Here is an 18,948-nt window from a genome sequence, read left to right as displayed (position 1 = left end):
TCTTTTTTTAATTTGCAAATATTTTTTATAGACGAAATGTCTGGAATTACCAATTAAAAATTAGATTTTGAACCCTGCAACTGAGTACTTTTTAATAACTTGCATAGCTATTAATAATCTGCCATATTTGCGTTGATAATTCAGAATACAGGGCTCTTAGATCTCCATTTTTTTGGATATAAGAACTTACACCGTTTTCCATTGCCTGGCATATGATTTTATCTTTGTCTGCTCCCGTAAACAGGATAAAAGGAGTTTTTATATTTTTATTGCGGATAGTCTTCAGGAAGGCAATTCCGTTCATAAAAGGCATATCATAATCTGAAATTACGACATCATAGGAGTCCTTTTCCAGCTTCTGGAGCGCTTCCCCGGCAGAATCCACAGCATCAGAGGCTATATCGTGGAAAACTTCCAGGAAGGTTTTTGATAGCTCCAAAAACAAGGGATCATCGTCGATGAGCAGTACTCTCATGAACGCAACTCCGTAAGGTACTGGCTTTTGGTTTTTATATCTATCAGTGCATATCCTTTTCCAGGCTGATGAGAAGCCTCTAACATCGTATCCTTGGAGTTGTTTAATTTGAGCCAGATATTATTGTAACTCATTTGGACCATCTCCCCAATATGATTTTTCCCCAATATGATTTTAGTTCGTCTTAATTTTGTATTTGTCACTGAATTTGGAATATTGAGGCTTCGAACATCTTTTCAAAGGTAAATATCACCTCCCTGATTTTTCTGTTTATATCTCCTGGATTCATTTTTTTGAATCCTCATACCCTTGAACTGCATCTCAAATATTCGAGTTGTAGAGCGAAATTGGTCTACAACTATGTAGCCTTCTATTATTCTACAAATGCTAATTCACAATTGTGAATTAACAGTTTATAATACTCATTGTAAATATTAAATACTGCATATTATGGCAAAAATCGCCTAAAAAATAAAGCATAGTTATCTTTGAAAAGACCTTGGAAACTACCAAATAATTAAATTAAAAAAGTTTGTATTTACCTCTTAAAAATCGTGAGTTATTGATTAATCCTGGAAAAAAGGCACAACTGTCATCATTATCAGGATTTGGGAACCTTCCCTAAGATTGAAATTTTCAGTGATTTTCCCTCAAGGTCGAATTCTCTAATTATTTTTTTCACATTTGTATCGGTTTTCAAAATATACAGGTAATAGAAGCAGATAAGCACGCCGGAAAAGGCAACAATCAGAATCGGGTTTGTTTCTCGGATTTCCAGGACAGCAAGAATAATTCCTGCAGGAATAAAAAGAATAAAATTTGAGAATACGATTTTCAGGGTCCTTGAAATCTTTACTCCGGAATAAGACATCATTTTCAGGCACATGTAGCCATATACCACAATTCCTGATATTGAAAAAAGAATAAGGGCTGTGCGTGCGCTTCCTAAAAAACCGCCGATAATGAGCGAAAGAAAACGTGTAGCCAGGTTAATAAAATTGTAACGAAAACCAAAATCATACTCTTCAACTACAAGGTATATTCCGGTGAGTGGAGATGAGATGAACCAGACAAAAGCCCAGAACCCAAGGATCTGGGTATAAATCCCTGCTTCTGCCCAGGCTTTTCCGAAAACCACGGTAAAAACATCACTCCCCACAATTGTAAGGACTAATATCGGAAACATACCTATTATTACAAGAATTTTGAATACATTTTCTGCAAGTACGGAAAGATTTCCGCTGGATGCGGCTCTTGATGCTCTCTGGAAAAATACCTGTGAAATCGAACTGCCAATTAAACTCATTGGCATCTGAAGAAGTCTGAATCCAATGGAATAAAAACCGACGATTGCAGGAGAAAAAAAAGCTGCAAGAAGGAAAGCCGGAAGTTGCCAGGAGATCGAATTCATAAGGGCGGAAAATGAATCTACAAGCGGGAATTTACGATACCTTTTAAGTACTTCATACATTTTCTTCCAGTTGAGGCTTTTTCTGATGAGGCTTCTATCATCTCTCCAGATCTGCCCCGCAAGTATAAATGTTGCGACAGACTGCCCGGTAACACTGCCGGTTATAAGGCCAGTTGGGCTCTTTTTGTCAAATATTCCTATGATTATCTGTGTTGCAATGGTCGAAACAGAACTCGATATTCTTGAAAATGACAATCTCCTGAAAAGTTTAGTCCTTGAATTCCAGCCATTCAGGGCAAGAAATATTCCATTTACAAGAACAAATAGGGGTACAAGCCAGAGGTAATTTCCTATTTGAGGAGAATTTAAAATACTTATTATAGACTCTCTAAAGAACCATATTATTGCCAGGGTCAAGCCGGTTACAACCCCTATTGCAAGGAAACTTACTCCTAAGAGATTTATGGCGTCCTCGTCCGATTCAGGCAACATTATGGCGTACTCGTATCGCATGCATATTATAACGCTGATAATACTGGTAATGGAACTGTACAGGGCCCATACTCCAAAATTTTCAGGCTGGTATAAGCGGGTTAAAACAGGAACTGATAGAATGGTGAGAATTTGAGCAAGGGTTGTCCCGCCTGTAAGTGTCAGCACATCGAAAGCAAAGCTTTTCTTGTTACTGTTACCAAATCTTTTTTTTGCTGCATTTATTGTCGTCTCATCCATATCCTGTATCCCCCATTAAGGACCTATAGCTTCAGTTCCCCGTCTCACCTGCAGGACTCGTTTTTTACCAGCTCCCTTACCTTTTCAAATATTTTTGGTGGGCTCTCACGGCAGGAAGGTTTATGCTTTTCAGGTTTAATGTGATCAGTTTGTATATTTTTCTCTTTATTTACTTTAGTTCCTGTCTTACAATTAAATTGCTTTACAAATTTATATTGTTAACGGTGTTAATATAATACAATATAATACATTCAGGGTTGAAACTCAGGAAAAACGCAAGAATTAGTCGTAAGAAATTTAAAGGAATATTTAGGCGGACTAAAGGAATATTTAGACGGACAAGTCAATATCAGGCAGTGTCGAGAATTTGCTATAAATTTAAAGTCAATTTTTGGATACTGTGTGAAACTACTCTACTGATCTTGAATTTTTTTACTCAAAAGCTTCCTAAAATTTTTAATTTTACAGAAAAATTGGCGCACTGCCAAAACTGCAAAAATCTTAAAGGAAGCATATTTTCTAATCGAAGAAAGCAAAGGTTACAAATTATTATATACAAACTCATTAACTACAGGTATTGTATATTTCCACTGTTCTTCTGGTACTGTAACACAAATACCTGCAATAATAAGCGCACCTATGTATTCTTCAAGAGATAAACCTTGAAGACCCTGATAATATGCATCATCAAAAAGCTTAAGCACCAGTTTATCTACTTCTTCGGGCACTACACCAGTTAAACCGGATTGCTTTTTACCTTTCAGATACAGTTCTTCAATGTTAATTATATCCATGTTTGTACCTTTTTCAATATTTTGTAAAAGTTAATTATTTGCGCATTGCGACAGTTAAAAATATTCGTTGCAGATATAAATACTCACATTTTACGGCAAAAAATGCCTCGAAGGTCCTCTAATATATGTGCTCTAAACATCTCGATTCTGTGATACGAAAAAAATGATTTTGTGAGGGAGACTTTTGAAAACAGACTGTTGTGTGTAACTCGTACAAAAGAGTACACTTTTTGAGATACCTGTTACTCCTTATCAATTCTTGAGATAACCGGTAAAAAACGGCAAAATTTGCGGCTAAGCCGAGATTTATATCATTTACGAATTATTATGTATTTGTATGAGAAAAATTGAATCTATTTACGGTGCGGATTATCTTGATTCCGCAGATTTCGAAAGATTGCTTGTAATAGAACTTGAAAAACAACGTGGATCCTGTTCGCAGGATTAACTCTACTTTTTTGATATAGAACTTATCCCGAAAATTAACACTTCTTTTCTTAATCTTGAATTCGGAATAGCCTGTAGAACTTCTGGTCAAAAAGTAAAATTCTAAAACACTTGCTTATCCGGGAAATGGAATTGGTTTCGAAATAAACTCTTCCATAAAGTCAGATAAATAATAAAACCATAAAGAACAGGAATAAAGCTTTATTTTCATAAAGCGTTTTTTATTATTTTGAAGTCAAGGTTGAATGCTTTTTTCAATTTCTGCAACTTCTGCATTTTCTTTTGCTTCTACTTCCTTTGCCCTGATTAATCTTTTCTTAATTTCTTCTTTACTTATCCTGACATGGTCCATCTGGTATTGATAAGTCTCCATAATTTCATCGATCTCATCTGTCAGATTTATCACCACTTAAATCAAATGAAATTTCCGGAAATTATGCGCAACTTCAAGATATATCAAGCAGAATCAAAAAATACTATAAAATTAAGTGAGGTTTTGCCAAAATTTATAAAAATGCTTTAAAAGCAGAAAAATGGCATATAAGCGTTTATTTGGTCAAAAGATTACATCAAATGCCTTTAAAATGTCACCATCAAATGGTGTTGAATACTGAATCCATGATGAGAACTTAAATAGTAATATTTATTTTTAGAAAAGTCATGTTTGGTAAGATTTATTACAGAAAAGTGCATAAAATTATAAATATTAATTATGTATTGAAAATTTAAACTGGGGTTTTTCCTAGATCACAAGATTAATAATCTCTTTAATGAAATTTATTGGCATAAAATTGTATTAAACTAATTTTAACTGGATTTAAACAAATTTTTTTGTAAAAAAAGTATTTTTATCGAATATTATTGAAAATAAAGGAATTTGGTGGAAAATGGCAAAACCTCAAGTGATTTATTTATGGGCTTTACAGAAAGTCGTAAGGAGTACAAAGCCTTACTTTTCATACTATCAACTCTTCTCATAGCATATTAGAAATTTTGTCTGCGTTCCGAAACCCAAATAACACTGCACCCACACCATGTTCTGACAGGCGTACAAGCCCCTTCGAAATATTTTTGTCCACAAGTTTAGCATGATATAAATTATCGACTGCATTTTTATCCAGTTTTGATTGTTTTTCCCACCCTTCGTTTATGCCAAGCATTCCAATTTCATATAGATGCCTGAGTATTTCGCTTTCCATAGCTTTTAACTCAGTTCTTTCAAGGTTAGCTCCTTCAAGATAACCTTTGTTAAGGTTAGATTTTTTAGTAGTAAATTTAGTAGTAAACATTCCATAACACTTTCCTGTTCCACGAATTCTTGCTTGTTTTCTATCAACTGTAAATTAAAAGAAATATAACTGCTGTGCATTATCATGGTTCTGAATACAGGCATTGTCCTGCCGTGGACTTGAATGCCCACCTGAATTTCCTTCAGCCTTCATCCTTGAGAAATATTTGAGACCTGAAATGCCAATATACGATACTCTTTGTTATTATTAAAACCTCTTTTTTACGGCAAAAAGTGCCTGAATTTATCCTCAAGAAAAATACTGACTCGATATTGACCTTATACTTTTCACGAGAGTTCAGAGCCTTTGTTGAGACGGAATGACTGAAATAATGTCACTGAGGTCCTGCAGATAATGCCTCAAGCCATGGAAAATCTTTTTTCATAGATTCATTCTTACTCACCTGATCCACATATCCCTTCTCAACGTTGATATCGGATGTGGAGTTTGCGTATATGTAGCTTCCACCGGCATTGTTTGAGAGGCAGTTGTTTTCCACGATGAAAGAGTGTGTATTGTTTAACTTATTAAAGATGGCATAACCTTTTCCGGCCGTATGGCTGGTCTGAGTGTTAATTATTATATTATTTTTTACAAGAGTTGTGTATCCTGAACCAGGAGCCAAAAATTCATCCATAACCTGTTTGTGGGCAATAGCTGCACCATAGCATCCATCAAAAAGGTTATTCTCTATGAGAGTGCTCTGGAAGCCATTAAGCACAATACCTCCTGCCCAATCCGCGCCTTGATTGGTGCCTGTTTTATAAAATTTATTATGATGAATGTATATCTCTTTTGCAGAATCTTTAGAATACTCAGACCCATAACCCGTAATCCAGATACCTGCTGCATTGGTTTCATAAAACAGATTATTATATATTTCTATATCATCCATGGCCATTGAAGAACCATCTTTTTGAATTTCAATACCTGCTCCTCCCTCTCTTTCGGAGTTAATGGTATTGTTGTAAAATTTTACATGATTTGATTCATAAATTCTCAGGCCACTATTTGTCCTGCATGTTATTTTGTTATTCCAGGCTTCTATGTTTGAAGAATAAATTGCGTAGAGACCATCATGACCTAACTTATACACGCTGTTATTGTAAAATTGAATGTTTGAACAGCCTGTAACCTTCAACCCGTCTCCGTGGCTGTCGTGCATGTACAGACCATACACCTTTATATTTTCTGAATCGGTGAAATGAATCAGATTATAATATCCTGCTCCTCTCTTCTTTTCTGCATTGCCGTCATGATTTCCGTCAATTTCAAACCCCCTTATAATAATATTATTGTTTCCAGTTTTGTCCATCTGTGTAATTAAAGCCTTTTCTACTGGCCAACCTGCTTTATCTTCAAGTTTAATTACAGCTGTGGAATCCCCTTCGAGAATTGTATTGCTTCCAATAAGAATGCTGTCAGAGATTACATACGTAGTGTTTCCTTCCAAATGAACGGTTGTATACTCAGGATTTTCTGCCACGTAAGCAAGAGCCTTATTAATCTCAACCTGATCTTCAATACCATCACACACAAAATCTCCACTCTTATTGGTAGTTACATACACAACCTTACCAGAAGGTTCCGATAGTGAGAAGATTATAACTGCAATTAAAAAAATAAGGAAGAAGCTGATAATTATTATTTTTCGTTGAGTTCCCCATTTGCTAATTTGTATTTTTTCGCCCATTTCCCGTCCTCAAATACATCTTTACCGTAGATGTTATTATCTCTATTCAGTTTACAGAGGTGACAATTTATTTGCTGCTTACATACCACTTTCTATACTGGATACACACAATCACTCTAAGGATTTCTTGAAATGAGCTTTCATGTCTTCAAACCCTGAATACGAACCCTTTTTCCCAATATGAACGGCAAATAATTATTTATGATATAAATTGCAGGCACTAAGAGAAGAAGATTAAGCGCGGTTAAGCTCAATGCAAAAGCGGTTTTGCAATAGAAACACTCAAGCTCTATCCCAAAAAAGAGAACTGAAAGCTTTGTCAGGACATCCTTAATAGGAAAGTGGAGTGCAAGTACGGTTAAGCTGTTTCTCCCGTAATATTCTAATATTTTTGAGCTCCCAATTTTTTTGAAAATGTAAACAAAAGCAAATATTCCTGAGAAAGCAAGGAGGTAAAACGAAAAGAAGTTTCCATATTTAAGCACGTTCATGTTGATCTTATTTGCAGTCGGAAATTCCAGTAAGTATCCAAGATAAAGTATGTTGAGAAGGATAAAAATTACAGGAAGATATTTTTTAATGGAAAATCTTTCTGGCATTCCTGACTCTAATTTCAACTTAAGACTTGACTCTGATTCTTTTTCTGGTTCTGTGATTTTTCTAAATAGATTTCCAGCACCGTAGAAGACTACAGCAGAGAGTGCCACATCAGCATTCCACGGTATCCTTAAAGGCACGTAGATCGAATAAAGATACCCGATCACACCTGCAATAGTAAGCCACAACACAAGTTTTTTTGGTTCTGCATAGAATTTCTTTGCAAGCCCATAAAAAAGAAGCTCAGTTACGAAAAGACAACTCAGGAACCAGAGAGGCGGATTATAAGAAACCATAGGACCCAATGCGTACAGAATTGAATAGATTCCATAAAGAGCACTGTTTCCAAAAAAGTCAATATTTGTGACTCCTGGCTGGAATGCCATATCCAGCAAAAAATAAAACAAGCAGGTAATTAATGCAAAAAAGAAGTAAGGAACCATAAGAGATTCAAATCTTCCCTTTACAAAATTTGCAGCTGATTCTGCATATTTTCCGAAGTCAAACAGAAATCCAGAAATGAAAAAGAATAACGGCATGTGAAACGAAAATATGTAAGTATCAAGAGCTACAGGTAGGCTATGGTGTGCAAACACCACAAGCATGATCCCAATTCCTTTTAAGGCATCAATCCAATGAAGTCTCATATTAACCCATATAGTTAACAGTGTTTACAATATAATAATATTTCGTTGTTTATATTGAGTTTGTAGCACCTTTGACCTGTATGTATTTAATTTGCCTACATAATGCGTAATCTCAAATTATCTAGAATTTTAAGAAAGATATAAATTTACTTTCTTTTTATCCTTTGCATAAATATAACGAATGATATCAAAAATTTAACTTTCTATATTCGGTGGATTATAAAAATAATAGATATTATTTAGCATGAAAGTATATGAGGAGATCTTCCTCACGTACCTTCTTTTTCGTAATTTCTCGCAATTACATATATTTCATTCATTATTTTGATCCGTTCATCAACTGAGAATATCTCAGTCTCAACAATCTTTCTCTTTTGAATTTCCCCTTTTTATATCCAGTTTCATCTTCATACATCTCCTCGTTTGTAATCAGATGCCAGATAATTGTTGCAATTTTTCTTGCCAGGGCAATAATCGCCTTTGAATGCCCAATCGACTTCTTTTTTCTATTGAAAAACTCTTTTAACCTGCTATTTTTCGTTCGTGCTGCTGCCTGAGCAATCTGTGTTATAATCCACCTTGCTTCCTTAGATCCTCTCTTAGTGATTCTTCCGTTATGGTATTTATCCGCCGATTGGTACACATTCGGAACCAGACCAAGCCATGAAGCAAGCTTATCCCCTGAAGTAAAATCCTTGAAATCGCCTATTTCAGAAATTAGAGTTGCTGCTCCAAGTTCCCCTATACCTGGAACAGACATTAAAATATCCATTTTCCGCTTATGAGTTCTATAAGCATAATTGAAAATTTCTTTTTCCAAAATTTCGATTTCATTGTCAAGATGCTTTATGATATCCAGACAGACCTGAAGCCTGAATGCAGCACCTTGAGATATTTCTCTATCCAGAATTTCCCTTATATGATCACTTTTTTTGTGAACATTTGGGGAAAGACTTGCAATAATCTGGTCAACATTTTTACCTGAACAAATTCCTGATAGAATTGCTCTACCGCTTTTCCCAAAAATGTCTGTTAGCACATTCTTCAGACTAAACATTTCAGGTGCAAGTATGGCGTGAGCTTCATTTTTTATATCTGTTCTTTTTTGTATAAGGTTATGGCGAAGCCGAATACATGAACGAAATGTTCTATGGTCTTTTGGGAAAACTCTTGATGGTTGAACCATATTATTCAATGCAAGTTGTGCGATGAATTCAGAATCGAGCTTATCTGTTTTTTGTGTGTAAACGCCTTCATATCTCGGGCATTTCCAACTATGACAGGTAGATGTTTTATCAACGCATCATAAATAGGAACCCAAAAATCACTCGTTGATTCACAGGCAACAACGTCACATTTCTCTGATATAACCCAGTTTTTAAAGGCTAAAATTTCGTCAGGGGTTCTATAAAAATGTTGTTGCTGTTTTTCACCACATCTACTGAGGATTGTAGCAATGAAAAAGAGTTTGTGAATGTCTAAACCACAAGCTTTGTTTATGACTTCAACCAAATTAGATCACCAAATTAATTTGGGCAGTAGAATTGCCTCAAAGGCCAATTTAGCATCCGCGATCAAAGTCACATTTGAGCCTTCGATGGCAATTCACTGGTTAGTTTTATCACGGCTTCGAAGAACCAAAATAAGTACAACCTTACTGCCCATGATAATGATGTTGATAGGTAAAAAAAGTAAGGAAAAAAGTACTTTCATTTCTTTGTGCCTGTTATTCGAAGAATTTCATATGCGTTTTATCTAAGAGCGTGTCTTAAAATTAAATTTGATTCTACAACTGGTGCAGGACTTACGCATTTGAACTGAAAAACAGTAGCATTAAGCCATTAAATATATGAAGTGTAAATATTAACCATGATGTCTAATATATTTGATGTTATACATCAAACAAGTAAATCCGATGTAATATATTTACGGTCTGAATTTAACTTCAACAACGCCTACTATCCAAATGTAGAAGTAATTTGAATTTTAAGACAACCTCTAAGACAACTTCTTAATAACGGTTGTGCAAAAATGTCACAAAACAGCGTTACTTTTTTTCACATTACCAATAATCCCTCTTAAGAAAACTCCTTTCTCAATTCAGGATTATCAAGTTACCTTTTGAGAGCCAGTAACGTTCCTGACAGTTTTGACATCATATGTAGAATCATTCGTATCATCCGAAATATTCATGGAAGTATTATCAAAACCGCTGCAGCAGTCAACAATTGGTGGAGTATATAAATCCTGTAATCTCCTCGAATCCGGAGAGTTATCTGGTTTTAGCAGCATTAAAAAGATGCCTGCAAGCACAAAAATAGCACACAGACACCCGATAAGCAAATGTTTTTTGTCCATAGGTTCCTCAGCGATATTCCCAGGTGGTATAATCAAAACAAAATCAACATTTATTTTAAGATTAAGCGAAAAATCGGCATCAGTAAACTGAAGAGTATTAATACTCTTCATGATTACGACTAAAGATTCATTTTAATTTTTCCTGTAAATAATACTTCCTTTGAATTTACCTGATGATTACGATCACTCATTCATTTCTTTATATTCCGATAACAGGTTCTGGTAGAACTGGTCATCCGGATTTTCCGAAATCAGCTCATCAAGCGCCTCTTTGTAGACCGTGCTGTCGATATGGTCCTCAACCCTGACATCCGTATCGATGTACCCGCTGTCTTTCATCATCTGATAATACTCAACCACACCGTTTTTATTGGGATCAGGCGATGCATAGAAGTAATCACTCCAGGTTGACTGGCGGATAGCTTCTTTGTCAACATTGACATATTTCTGGATGTCATCGACGGATTCATTCTGGTTCTCACTGAAGAACTTGTACGCCCTGATCAATCCTTTCTCAAACTTCACATAAGTATCCCTGTCTTCATTCAGGGTTTCGGTCTTCAGAGCGATCCGGCAGCATGGGTGGTTATCATAGTACTGATATGAGTATGACGCTACGGAAAGCCCCTGCTGCTGTGCAAGTATCTCATACGGAATCCATATTATGCCGCCATCAGATTTACCAGTCTTGACTGCTTCCAGTACTGCATTCGGTGAGCCTAACTCGAGGAACGTCACATCCTTCTTCCAGTCGATGCCTGCTTTCTTCAGTGCAGCTTTGTAGATCAGGTCTCCATTGGACATCGCAATTGTCGCAATTTGTTTACCCTTCCAGTTGTTAAGGTCTGCGAGGTCTTCCGCATTTTCAGGGGCAGTTACAAGAAACTGGCCTTCACTCATCAGGCCGCCAATAATAGTAATCTCTGCTCCCTGTGCAATGTAAGTTGCAGGATCAGACGTCCCGGCACCCACTGTATCGAGCTTGTTCCCAAACAATGAATTATAGCCTTCTGTACCTTTTGTAAACTGGTACAGCTCCACGTTTAAGCCTTCCTCATCCCAAAAACCTTCTTCCTTTGCCACAAAGATGAGCGCGTCACCGTTTGAAGGCAGGTATCCGTGCTTTACAGTCTTGGCTCCGGAAGTAGAAGTAACTTCGGAGGTTGAAGTATTAACACTCTGTTCGTCAGAGGTCGAGGTATTTACTTCCTGTGAACCGCCAGAATCCGAAGAGCCTCCCTGGTTCAGCAGAGTTATACTGACGCCTGCAAGCACAATTAAAGCAATAAATATCCCAATAAATGTATATTTTTTATCCATTAAGGACCTCCATTGATGTTCTTCTGGCTGATGCCAAAAAACCACTAACTGAGGTATCCATAGGATAATGAGGGATTTATATATCGATATTCGAGTAAAAATGACCTTTAATTATACATAAACCATATAATTCAGGCAAAATTGCCTCATTTTTTTGATTTTTGTCCATCCCTTAAACTCTTTTTGCCGCAAAAAATTCAAAACCGGAATTTCTTTACCAATAATTGCTTGATACTTAGCTTATAAATCCCTTGTTTTCGTGCATATACCATTAAGCAAAACATAAAAACTCAACTCAGATGCAAAAGCAACACCTTCGGTCAGGATTATCTCTTAATCTGCGACCTGAGGCGTTATACGGTGTATCATATGAATTATAAATCAAACCTATATCTGGAAAAAAGCTCACATAATATTTCCTTTCCTTCCGGTTTCAAATTTTTACGGAGGGATAGAAACGGCAACAATTGACCTGAAGAATCTCTCGCTGTCCTATGGAAATAACGGCACAGGCCATAAAGCACTCTCAGATGTCAACCTGAGCATAGAAAATGGAGAGTTCATTTCCCTTATTGGTCCATCAGGCTGCGGGAAAAGTACAATAATTGATGTGGTCTCGGGGCTGCGTCCTCCGTCAGAAGGCTCTGTCCTCATAGATGGTGCACGTGTAAAGGGACCTGGAACTGACCGCGGTACAGTATTTCAGGATTATTCGCTCTTTCCATGGATGACCACATTTGAAAATGTCTGCTTTGCGATTGAGCATGCAAAAAAAACCGGGGAACGCAGAGATATAGAGAAGACAGCACAGGAGTTTATCGAGCTTGTAGGGCTTGAGAAATTCAAAAATGCATATCCGGGCACCCTTTCAGGTGGAATGAGACAGAGGGCTTCAATCGCCAGAATGTTCTCCATGGACCCTAAAGTCTTCCTTATGGATGAACCCTTTGGAGCTCTAGATTCCCTGAACAGGATATATATGCAGGACCTTCTTTTGCACCTCTGGTCCGAAGGAGAGCAGCGTAAGACAGTTCTTTTCGTTACTCATGACATAGACGAGGCACTTTTGCTTTCAGACAAAGTAGCTATCATGACACCTTCTCCGGGGCGTATAAAAGAGATAATTGAAGTCCCTTTCTCCAGGCCAAGGCTCCGCAAGGACCTGAGTATTGATCCCAATTACCTTGCCCTGAAGTCCCATCTGCTTTCAGTATTATATGGTGAGATGGTAGAAGAGATAGAAAAACAGGAAAAAGAACTGGAGGGATTTGCATGACGTCCGAAAATAAATTCGTATCAGGCACTGTAACTGGAAGATTTAGCACGATCTCCAAAAATAGCCTCAGGGCAGGTATTGTTTTTGCCATTCTGCTTGCTACTCTTGCCCTGACAGTGGCGCTTCCTGATTCCCCTGAACAGGCGGCAAAGGACAACAGTGTATTTGTTGCCGTTATTCTTCTGCTCATGGTAATATACTGGGCAAAAATATATCTAAACTATGAGAAGATTGTTACAACCACGGATATATTCCTCATTATATCTTCGGGGCTGTTTCTCTGGGAACTGCTTCTGGGCAAATTTGCACTGCTCGATTCGTTCATCTTCCCTGGTCCTGCGAAGGTTTTCATGGTCTTCCAGACCGATACCGAACAGATGGCAGATGGGGTGATCAGTTCTATGGGCATCCTTTTTGCAGGGTATTTTCTTGCTCTTGCCCTTGCGATTCCTATAGGGCTTTATGCCGGCTGGAAAAAAAGGCTGTTTGATGTGGCTTATCCCATTGCAAAAACGGTATCTCCTATCCCAGCAACCGTATATCTGCCATATTCCATCGTGCTTTTGCCAACCTTCAGGGCATCTTCGATCTTCTTAATTTTCATAGGAGCATTCTGGCCCATCCTTGTTGGTTGTGTCAATGGAGTATTCTCAGCAGACCCCCGTCTTATCAACTCTGCCCGCACACTCGGTCTTTCAGACTACCAGATGATAAGGAAAATTCTCCTGCCTGCTGCTCTACCGTCTATATTTTCGGGTGCAATGATAGGGCTGATACTCTCATTTATCACGCTGACCGTGGCTGAAATGATCGCAGCAACATCCGGCCTTGGCTGGTATATCCAGTACTATCACCAGTTCGCAAATTATGACAAAGTGATTGCAGGCATGATCCTGATGATACTGGTTGTTATAGGGGTCATGAATATCTTTGACCGCATCCAGAAGCATTTTCTGCGTTGGCATCCGGTACATGGACAAGGGGAAAATTCTGCCTCTTCTCATTGATAATTCAAAAAATTGCATTTAGGAGGATCTCAATTTTATGAGATATTTTCAGAATTAATTTGAGTTCCTCCTTATCAACTATATGCAGCGTTAATCGACTTCAAAACCGGTTTCAGGGTTTTTTATTTCGATTTTTCAGGCTGGATTGCAGTTTAAGGCTTGATTGTGTTTTTGTGAAATATCTCTCTCCAGTAGAGGGCTACATTCACAATACCGATCCTCACGGGCACTTCAATCAAAGGGTCAATAACTGCTGCAAACGCCTGCCCGGAATTTATCCCAAAAACAGCTACCTCTAGGGCAATTGCCAGTTCGAAGTTGTTACTTGCTGCTGTAAAAGAAAGTGATGTCGTCTATCTGTAGTTTATCCCTATTTTCCTGGCGAAAAAAAGGAGACACCAAACATAATTGCAAAATAGATTAAGAGAGGGATAGAAATACTTACCACATCTAACGGTAGGGTAACAATATATTCGCCTTTTAAAGAGGACATCACGATAATCGTAAACAGCAGGGCGTAAAGAGCAATCGTACTGGATTTGTTTTTTATATTTCACTCTTTCCATAGATCCTGGTAGCTGGTTGTGGATGCTCTGGAGCTTTCAGGAGGTTTATCCTTCTTTAATGAGGCTGTTACCTTCTCTTTTTCCGATTCCCTGAGCCGATTTATCTCCTTTATACTGTCTTCGTTGTCTATGCTCAGGACAAAGCTTCCGTGGCAGGGCTTAGTATAGGTAAAAACTAGAGCGTTGCCCTTAGAACCCACAGCAACGGGTGGTATTCCTATAATATAGTAGTCCTTGAAGATTTTATAACCTGGTGATACATAATAGACTTCATCCGAGTTTTTCTCAATGTACTCTCTAGCCTCCTTGAAGCTAATCCTTTCCAGGAGGATCGTGTACTTCATCTGTTCAATACAGCTCATTTTGCTATCTCCTCCATTACTTTATCCAGTTTGTTCTTGAGACGAACAGGGTTGTGAACATCCGGTGTAACGATTTTCTCACAATCAAACTCTATTGTTTGGGATAATTCCTCGGCGTGCCTGCCAAAGACAATGGAATACATTCTGGCCTGAGAAATGGCGCTCACTGTTGCTGCATAAGTCATTCCGGAATCGTTATGCATGAAAGCAAAGCATACATCAAAATCAGTCTTTTTTTCAATAATATCCTCAAGGGTTTTATCGAGATCTACAAGCTTTTTTGCATAGTAACCATCTGAATCAGATACTTTCAAAAGCTTGGTTGCGGCAGTTGTTCCGGCAACGGTTACATCGAATCCTGAGCTGGTCAGCTTATGGGAAAGATACAGGGCAATACTGGTTTGAATTGGGACCTCTGGACATCCCATCATAAGAAGCACTTTTACATTGGTCATGAAATTCATCTCTTGGTATTTTATCATAAAAATGGAGTACAGGTTAATTCTCAAAAATAATTTTTGCAATTAAGATTTCTGTGGAAACTGATCTTTTTCTCCGATGTTTTTTCGTTAAGGATCATCCTCCTGATACCGGAGAAAAAAGTGTAATTTCATCTCCTTCTGCAAGTATGAGAGAATCGATATCTTCTTCATAAATTCGTGCACCGTTCATCATCAAAACCAGATTACTGTGCAGGTCTCCATCCCTTGAAAATAGCTGATCTTCGGATTTTCCGGCTCTCTCGCGAAGTGCTTTAAGAAGTTCCTTCATTGAGGTGCCTTCCTGACATTCAAGAAAACTATCCGCTCCGAGAATGTCCTTTACTTTAGCAAAGGTTCGTATCCTAATTTTCATGGTCCTCACTTGGCCTTGTACATAGCTTCTTCGTAGCATATTTTAAAGTTCGGGCTGTTCTGTGACAAAAAGTATTTTACCAATAAGTACCCTTTCCAGGTTATTCACAATTGTGAATGCGGTTCAAAAATTTAAAGTTTGTGGAACTGGCAGAACAAAGATATCCAGATCAAGAGGCAGGTATCAAATCAAATGGGCGGTATATATCCATGCAAAAAGAAAATGTACGTGATGAATTGATAAGAGAGCTTGCAGGAATGGAATGCCTGCTTATCGCATATTCCGGGGGCATAGACAGCACATTGCTTGCAGTACTTGCTCAAAAAGCGCTCTCTGAAAGGGTTAAATGTGTACTCCTTGATGCTCCCATTGTCCCGCGAAGAGGTGTCAGCGATGCAGTGGAAAATGCGCACAAGCTGGGTTTATCCTGTGAAATAATGCCTTTCTCTGTAATGGAAAATGAAGAGTTCAGAAAAAACAGTCCTGACCGCTGTTATATCTGCAAAAAACTATCTGCCAGGATGCTGCGAGACTATGCTGATAAACTTGGAATTCCAAATATCGCGGACGGCATTAATGCTTCTGACCTTAAAGAATACCGCCCCGGGCTTAAAGCAAGCATCGAAGAAGGAATCATCCACCCCTTTCTCTCATCAGGAGTCCAGAAAGCAGAAATAAGAAAGATGGCTCAGGACTGCGGGCTTGAGATCTGGAACAAACCCTCTTCCTCATGCCTTGCATCCCGGATCCCATATGGGGAAGAAATTACATCTGAGAAATTGCAGATGATAGAAAAGGCAGAAGATTTCATGCAGAATTTGGGCTTTTCCCAGCTGCGTGTACGGCTTCATGGCAAGATTGCAAGGATAGAACTGATACCTGAGGAACTTGAAAGGGCAATGGGTGTCCGGCATAAAATCGTGGAAGCACTGGAAAACTTCGGCTTTTCATATATTACACTTGACCTTAAAGGATACAGAAGCGGCAGCATGGACGAAGTGTTATGAAGATCGAAGACTGTCTGGCTGACTTTCAGATACCGCAGCACCTCCATTACATGGACAGCGCTGCAACCAGCCTTATCCCTGAGCCAGTCATAAATTCCATGAACGAGTACGACCGGCAGTACCGAGCAAATGTGGGAAGGGGGATGCACAGGCTTACAAGGGTTGCAACACAGAAATATCAGGACGCACACGACATAGTCAGCAATTTCATTGGCGGGATGGAAGGCACAACAGTCTTTACTAGAAACACCACAGAAGCCATCAACATGGTTGCAGCAGGACTTGACTGGCGGCCCGGAGACCGGATAGTGACAACAGTTATGGAGCACCACTCTAACCTGCTTCCCTGGCTTCGCTTGCGCCAGAAAGGCGTTAAGGTAAATATTCTCCATCCAGGTTTGCAAGGTATCTTTGAAGTGGAGGCATTTGACAGGGCAATAACTGCTGACACAAAACTGGTTGCAATAAGCCATGTTTCAAACGTGCTTGGTACCGTGCAGCCTATCCGTGAAATTGCTGCCATCTGTAAAGAGCACGGAGCGTATCTCCTGGTTGACGGAGCACAGTCAGTTCCCCATTTTTCCGTGGACGCTCAGGATATGGGATGCGACTTTCTGTGTTTTTCAGGGCACAAGATGCTTGGGCCGACTGGTACCGGCGTGCTATGGATGAAGAATGAGGTTATTTCTCCCTTTATGGTAGGGGGAGGCACCATTGAGGATGTGGATATCGAAGGTGACACTGCTGAAGGATATACCCTGACTGCAGGTTATAAACGATACGAAGCGGGCACGCCTCATATCTCTGGAGCAATAGGGCTGGCACAGGCAGTGAAATACCTTGAAAGCCTGGGGATAGATGCCATATTCAGGCACGAAGAGAAGCTAACTAGACGTCTTCTTTCAGGACTTGCCGGTATAGATAATGTTACTGTTTATGGACCTCAGGACACAAAAAACAGGATAGGAGTTGTCTCTTTTACCATAGACAGGATTCATCCTCATGAGGTAGCTTATTTGCTTGACGAAAGAGCAGCAATTCTTGTACGCTCGGGAGATCACTGCTGCATTCCGTTAATGAAGTACCTGGGGCTTGAAAACGGTACTGTGAGAGCAAGCCTTTACCTTTACAATACTCTGGAAGAGATTGACCTGCTTATTGAAATAATCGAAGAAATTGCTCGTACGGCGTAAAGAAGTATTACAACTAAAGAATGTGGTATGTGTGGTATAAGGATGTACAGCACGGTTCCCTGTATAAAATATGATAACGGGTCAATGGTCCCGTCATCGCATGAGATTGTAATGGAAGTACCTCTTGCAGTCTTCGTCAATGGTCGCAATGCCCTAACTGCTATGGTAAGCCCGACAATGCTTGAAGAGTTTGTAACGGGATTCTTATACACGGAAAAGATTATCCGTAAACTTGAGGACATCGAATCGATGCGCATAGAAAAAAGCAGAGACAAAAACAGAGATGAAAATGGTATCGGTACTCTAAGTGCAAGCGTCCTGACAAAGAACCCTTTTTCGATCATGTTTTCAAGCAAAACTGTCCTTTCAGGGTGTGGAGGCGACACCTCATATGTTGACGCTGAAAGGCTTCCGAAAATTCAATCGGATCTGGTTATCGATGTCTCAACAATAAAAAGTATAATGAAAGAAGCCCTGATTTCAGATCTCCATACAAGAACAGGCGGCATACATATTGTAGGGCTTTTCGGGCCGGACGGAAAAGTCTGTGTGATAGAAGATATCGGCAGGCATAACGCCCTTGACAAGGTAATAGGTTATGGGCTGAAACATGGTGTGGACTTCTCTAGGACGGTTGTGACCTGTTCAGGAAGGCTTTCTTCGGAGATGGTAAGGAAATGCCTGATGGCTAACATCCCTGTTATCGCATCCAGAGGTGCAACTACAACGCTTGCAATAAGTATGGCAGAGCAGGCTGGCCTTACTATTATCGGTTTTGTCCGAAGCCAGAAAATGAATATTTACACAGGCGTGGAAAGAGTAAGGAATAAGGAGTAAGCTTAGTTCTGAGCCTTATGTTAAGTATGAGTATTTAACGCTTGATTATGAGCTTCTAATTATTGACAACTAAGAGCCTTTA

18 protein-coding genes and 1 pseudogene are annotated in these 18,948 nt (G+C 38.8%); 5 read left to right on the top strand and 14 right to left on the bottom strand.

Annotated features, from left to right (window positions below):
• Nucleotides 1-91: 91 nt before the first annotated feature.
• From RSJ42_RS06480 to RSJ42_RS06430, 11 genes and pseudogenes are all read right to left on the bottom strand, one after another.
• Nucleotides 92-475: a response regulator gene (locus RSJ42_RS06480; RefSeq protein ID WP_048048061.1), complete on the bottom strand. Its 384-nt coding sequence runs from the start codon at nucleotides 473-475 to the stop codon at nucleotides 92-94.
• Nucleotides 472-609 carry a hypothetical protein gene (locus RSJ42_RS06475; RefSeq protein WP_155400540.1) on the bottom strand — a complete coding sequence of 46 codons (138 nt, stop codon included), beginning with the start codon at nucleotides 607-609 and terminating at the stop codon, nucleotides 472-474. The genes RSJ42_RS06480 and RSJ42_RS06475 overlap by 4 nt, the downstream gene beginning before the upstream one ends.
• 467 nt (nucleotides 610-1,076) lie before the next feature.
• Nucleotides 1,077-2,618, bottom strand: coding sequence for a lipopolysaccharide biosynthesis protein (locus RSJ42_RS06470; RefSeq protein WP_048048063.1), 1,542 nt, complete (start codon nucleotides 2,616-2,618; stop codon nucleotides 1,077-1,079).
• Between the two features lie 539 nt (nucleotides 2,619-3,157).
• Nucleotides 3,158-3,412, bottom strand: coding sequence for a hypothetical protein (locus RSJ42_RS06465; protein WP_048048064.1), 255 nt, complete (start codon nucleotides 3,410-3,412; stop codon nucleotides 3,158-3,160).
• Between the two features lie 682 nt (nucleotides 3,413-4,094).
• Nucleotides 4,095-4,265 carry a hypothetical protein gene (locus RSJ42_RS06460; protein WP_155400539.1) on the bottom strand — a complete coding sequence of 57 codons (171 nt, stop codon included), beginning with the start codon at nucleotides 4,263-4,265 and terminating at the stop codon, nucleotides 4,095-4,097.
• 568 nt (nucleotides 4,266-4,833) lie between these two features.
• A complete protein-coding gene (locus RSJ42_RS06455) occupies nucleotides 4,834-5,148 on the bottom strand; it encodes a hypothetical protein (protein ID WP_048048163.1) in 315 nt (104 codons plus the stop codon).
• 334 nt (nucleotides 5,149-5,482) lie between these two features.
• The gene (locus tag RSJ42_RS06450) at nucleotides 5,483-6,841 is read right to left on the bottom strand and encodes a right-handed parallel beta-helix repeat-containing protein (RefSeq protein WP_048048162.1); all 1,359 of its coding nucleotides are present in this window, start codon (nucleotides 6,839-6,841) and stop codon (nucleotides 5,483-5,485) included.
• A gap of 140 nt (nucleotides 6,842-6,981) precedes the next feature.
• Nucleotides 6,982-8,085 carry an acyltransferase family protein gene (locus RSJ42_RS06445; RefSeq protein ID WP_048048161.1) on the bottom strand — a complete coding sequence of 368 codons (1,104 nt, stop codon included), beginning with the start codon at nucleotides 8,083-8,085 and terminating at the stop codon, nucleotides 6,982-6,984.
• 269 nt (nucleotides 8,086-8,354) lie between these two features.
• A pseudogene (locus tag RSJ42_RS06440) lies at nucleotides 8,355-9,597 on the bottom strand (IS110 family transposase).
• Between the two features lie 597 nt (nucleotides 9,598-10,194).
• Nucleotides 10,195-10,554, bottom strand: coding sequence for a hypothetical protein (locus RSJ42_RS06435; protein WP_048048160.1), 360 nt, complete (start codon nucleotides 10,552-10,554; stop codon nucleotides 10,195-10,197).
• 72 nt (nucleotides 10,555-10,626) lie between these two features.
• Nucleotides 10,627-11,763, bottom strand: a complete 1,137-nt coding sequence (locus RSJ42_RS06430; protein ID WP_052735042.1) for an ABC transporter substrate-binding protein — start codon at nucleotides 11,761-11,763, stop codon at nucleotides 10,627-10,629.
• A gap of 466 nt (nucleotides 11,764-12,229) precedes the next feature.
• On the opposite strand from RSJ42_RS06430, the gene RSJ42_RS06425 reads away from it, so the two are divergent.
• Together RSJ42_RS06425 and RSJ42_RS06420 are read left to right on the top strand one after the other, a co-directional pair.
• On the top strand, nucleotides 12,230-13,039 hold the full coding sequence (locus RSJ42_RS06425; protein WP_375294179.1) for an ABC transporter ATP-binding protein: 810 nt from the start codon (nucleotides 12,230-12,232) through the stop codon (nucleotides 13,037-13,039).
• The gene (locus RSJ42_RS06420) at nucleotides 13,036-14,046 is read left to right on the top strand and encodes an ABC transporter permease (protein WP_080932899.1); all 1,011 of its coding nucleotides are present in this window, start codon (nucleotides 13,036-13,038) and stop codon (nucleotides 14,044-14,046) included. The genes RSJ42_RS06425 and RSJ42_RS06420 overlap by 4 nt, the downstream gene beginning before the upstream one ends.
• Before the next feature lie 553 nt (nucleotides 14,047-14,599).
• On the opposite strand, the gene RSJ42_RS06415 is transcribed toward RSJ42_RS06420, so the two are convergent.
• The 3 genes from RSJ42_RS06415 to RSJ42_RS06405 form a co-directional block, all read right to left on the bottom strand.
• Entirely contained in the window at nucleotides 14,600-14,974 is a 375-nt protein-coding gene (locus tag RSJ42_RS06415) for a DUF1894 domain-containing protein (RefSeq protein WP_048048158.1), read from the bottom strand.
• Entirely contained in the window at nucleotides 14,971-15,429 is a 459-nt protein-coding gene (locus RSJ42_RS06410) for a DUF1890 domain-containing protein (RefSeq protein WP_048048157.1), read from the bottom strand. Before RSJ42_RS06410 ends, RSJ42_RS06415 begins: the two co-directional genes overlap by 4 nt.
• Nucleotides 15,430-15,550: 121 nt before the next feature.
• A complete protein-coding gene (locus RSJ42_RS06405; RefSeq protein ID WP_048048156.1) occupies nucleotides 15,551-15,829 on the bottom strand; it encodes a MoaD/ThiS family protein in 279 nt (92 codons plus the stop codon).
• A gap of 209 nt (nucleotides 15,830-16,038) precedes the next feature.
• On the opposite strand from RSJ42_RS06405, the gene larE reads away from it, so the two are divergent.
• From larE to fdhD, 3 genes are read left to right on the top strand one after another with little or no spacing between them, the layout of a single operon-like run.
• Entirely contained in the window at nucleotides 16,039-16,836 is a 798-nt protein-coding gene (larE, locus tag RSJ42_RS06400) for an ATP-dependent sacrificial sulfur transferase LarE (RefSeq protein WP_048048164.1), read from the top strand.
• Nucleotides 16,833-18,029: a cysteine desulfurase gene (locus tag RSJ42_RS06395; RefSeq protein WP_048048155.1), complete on the top strand. Its 1,197-nt coding sequence runs from the start codon at nucleotides 16,833-16,835 to the stop codon at nucleotides 18,027-18,029. The genes larE and RSJ42_RS06395 overlap by 4 nt, the downstream gene beginning before the upstream one ends.
• A gap of 42 nt (nucleotides 18,030-18,071) precedes the next feature.
• Nucleotides 18,072-18,866: a formate dehydrogenase accessory sulfurtransferase FdhD gene (fdhD, locus tag RSJ42_RS06390; RefSeq protein WP_048048154.1), complete on the top strand. Its 795-nt coding sequence runs from the start codon at nucleotides 18,072-18,074 to the stop codon at nucleotides 18,864-18,866.
• Nucleotides 18,867-18,948 lie beyond the last annotated feature (82 nt).

Source organism: Methanosarcina hadiensis (genome assembly GCF_046529725.1).
GTDB classification, from domain to species: domain Archaea; phylum Halobacteriota; class Methanosarcinia; order Methanosarcinales; family Methanosarcinaceae; genus Methanosarcina; species Methanosarcina hadiensis.
Note: the sequence above shows the minus strand (reverse complement) of the source record. Positions and strands in the feature narration are given on the sequence as shown.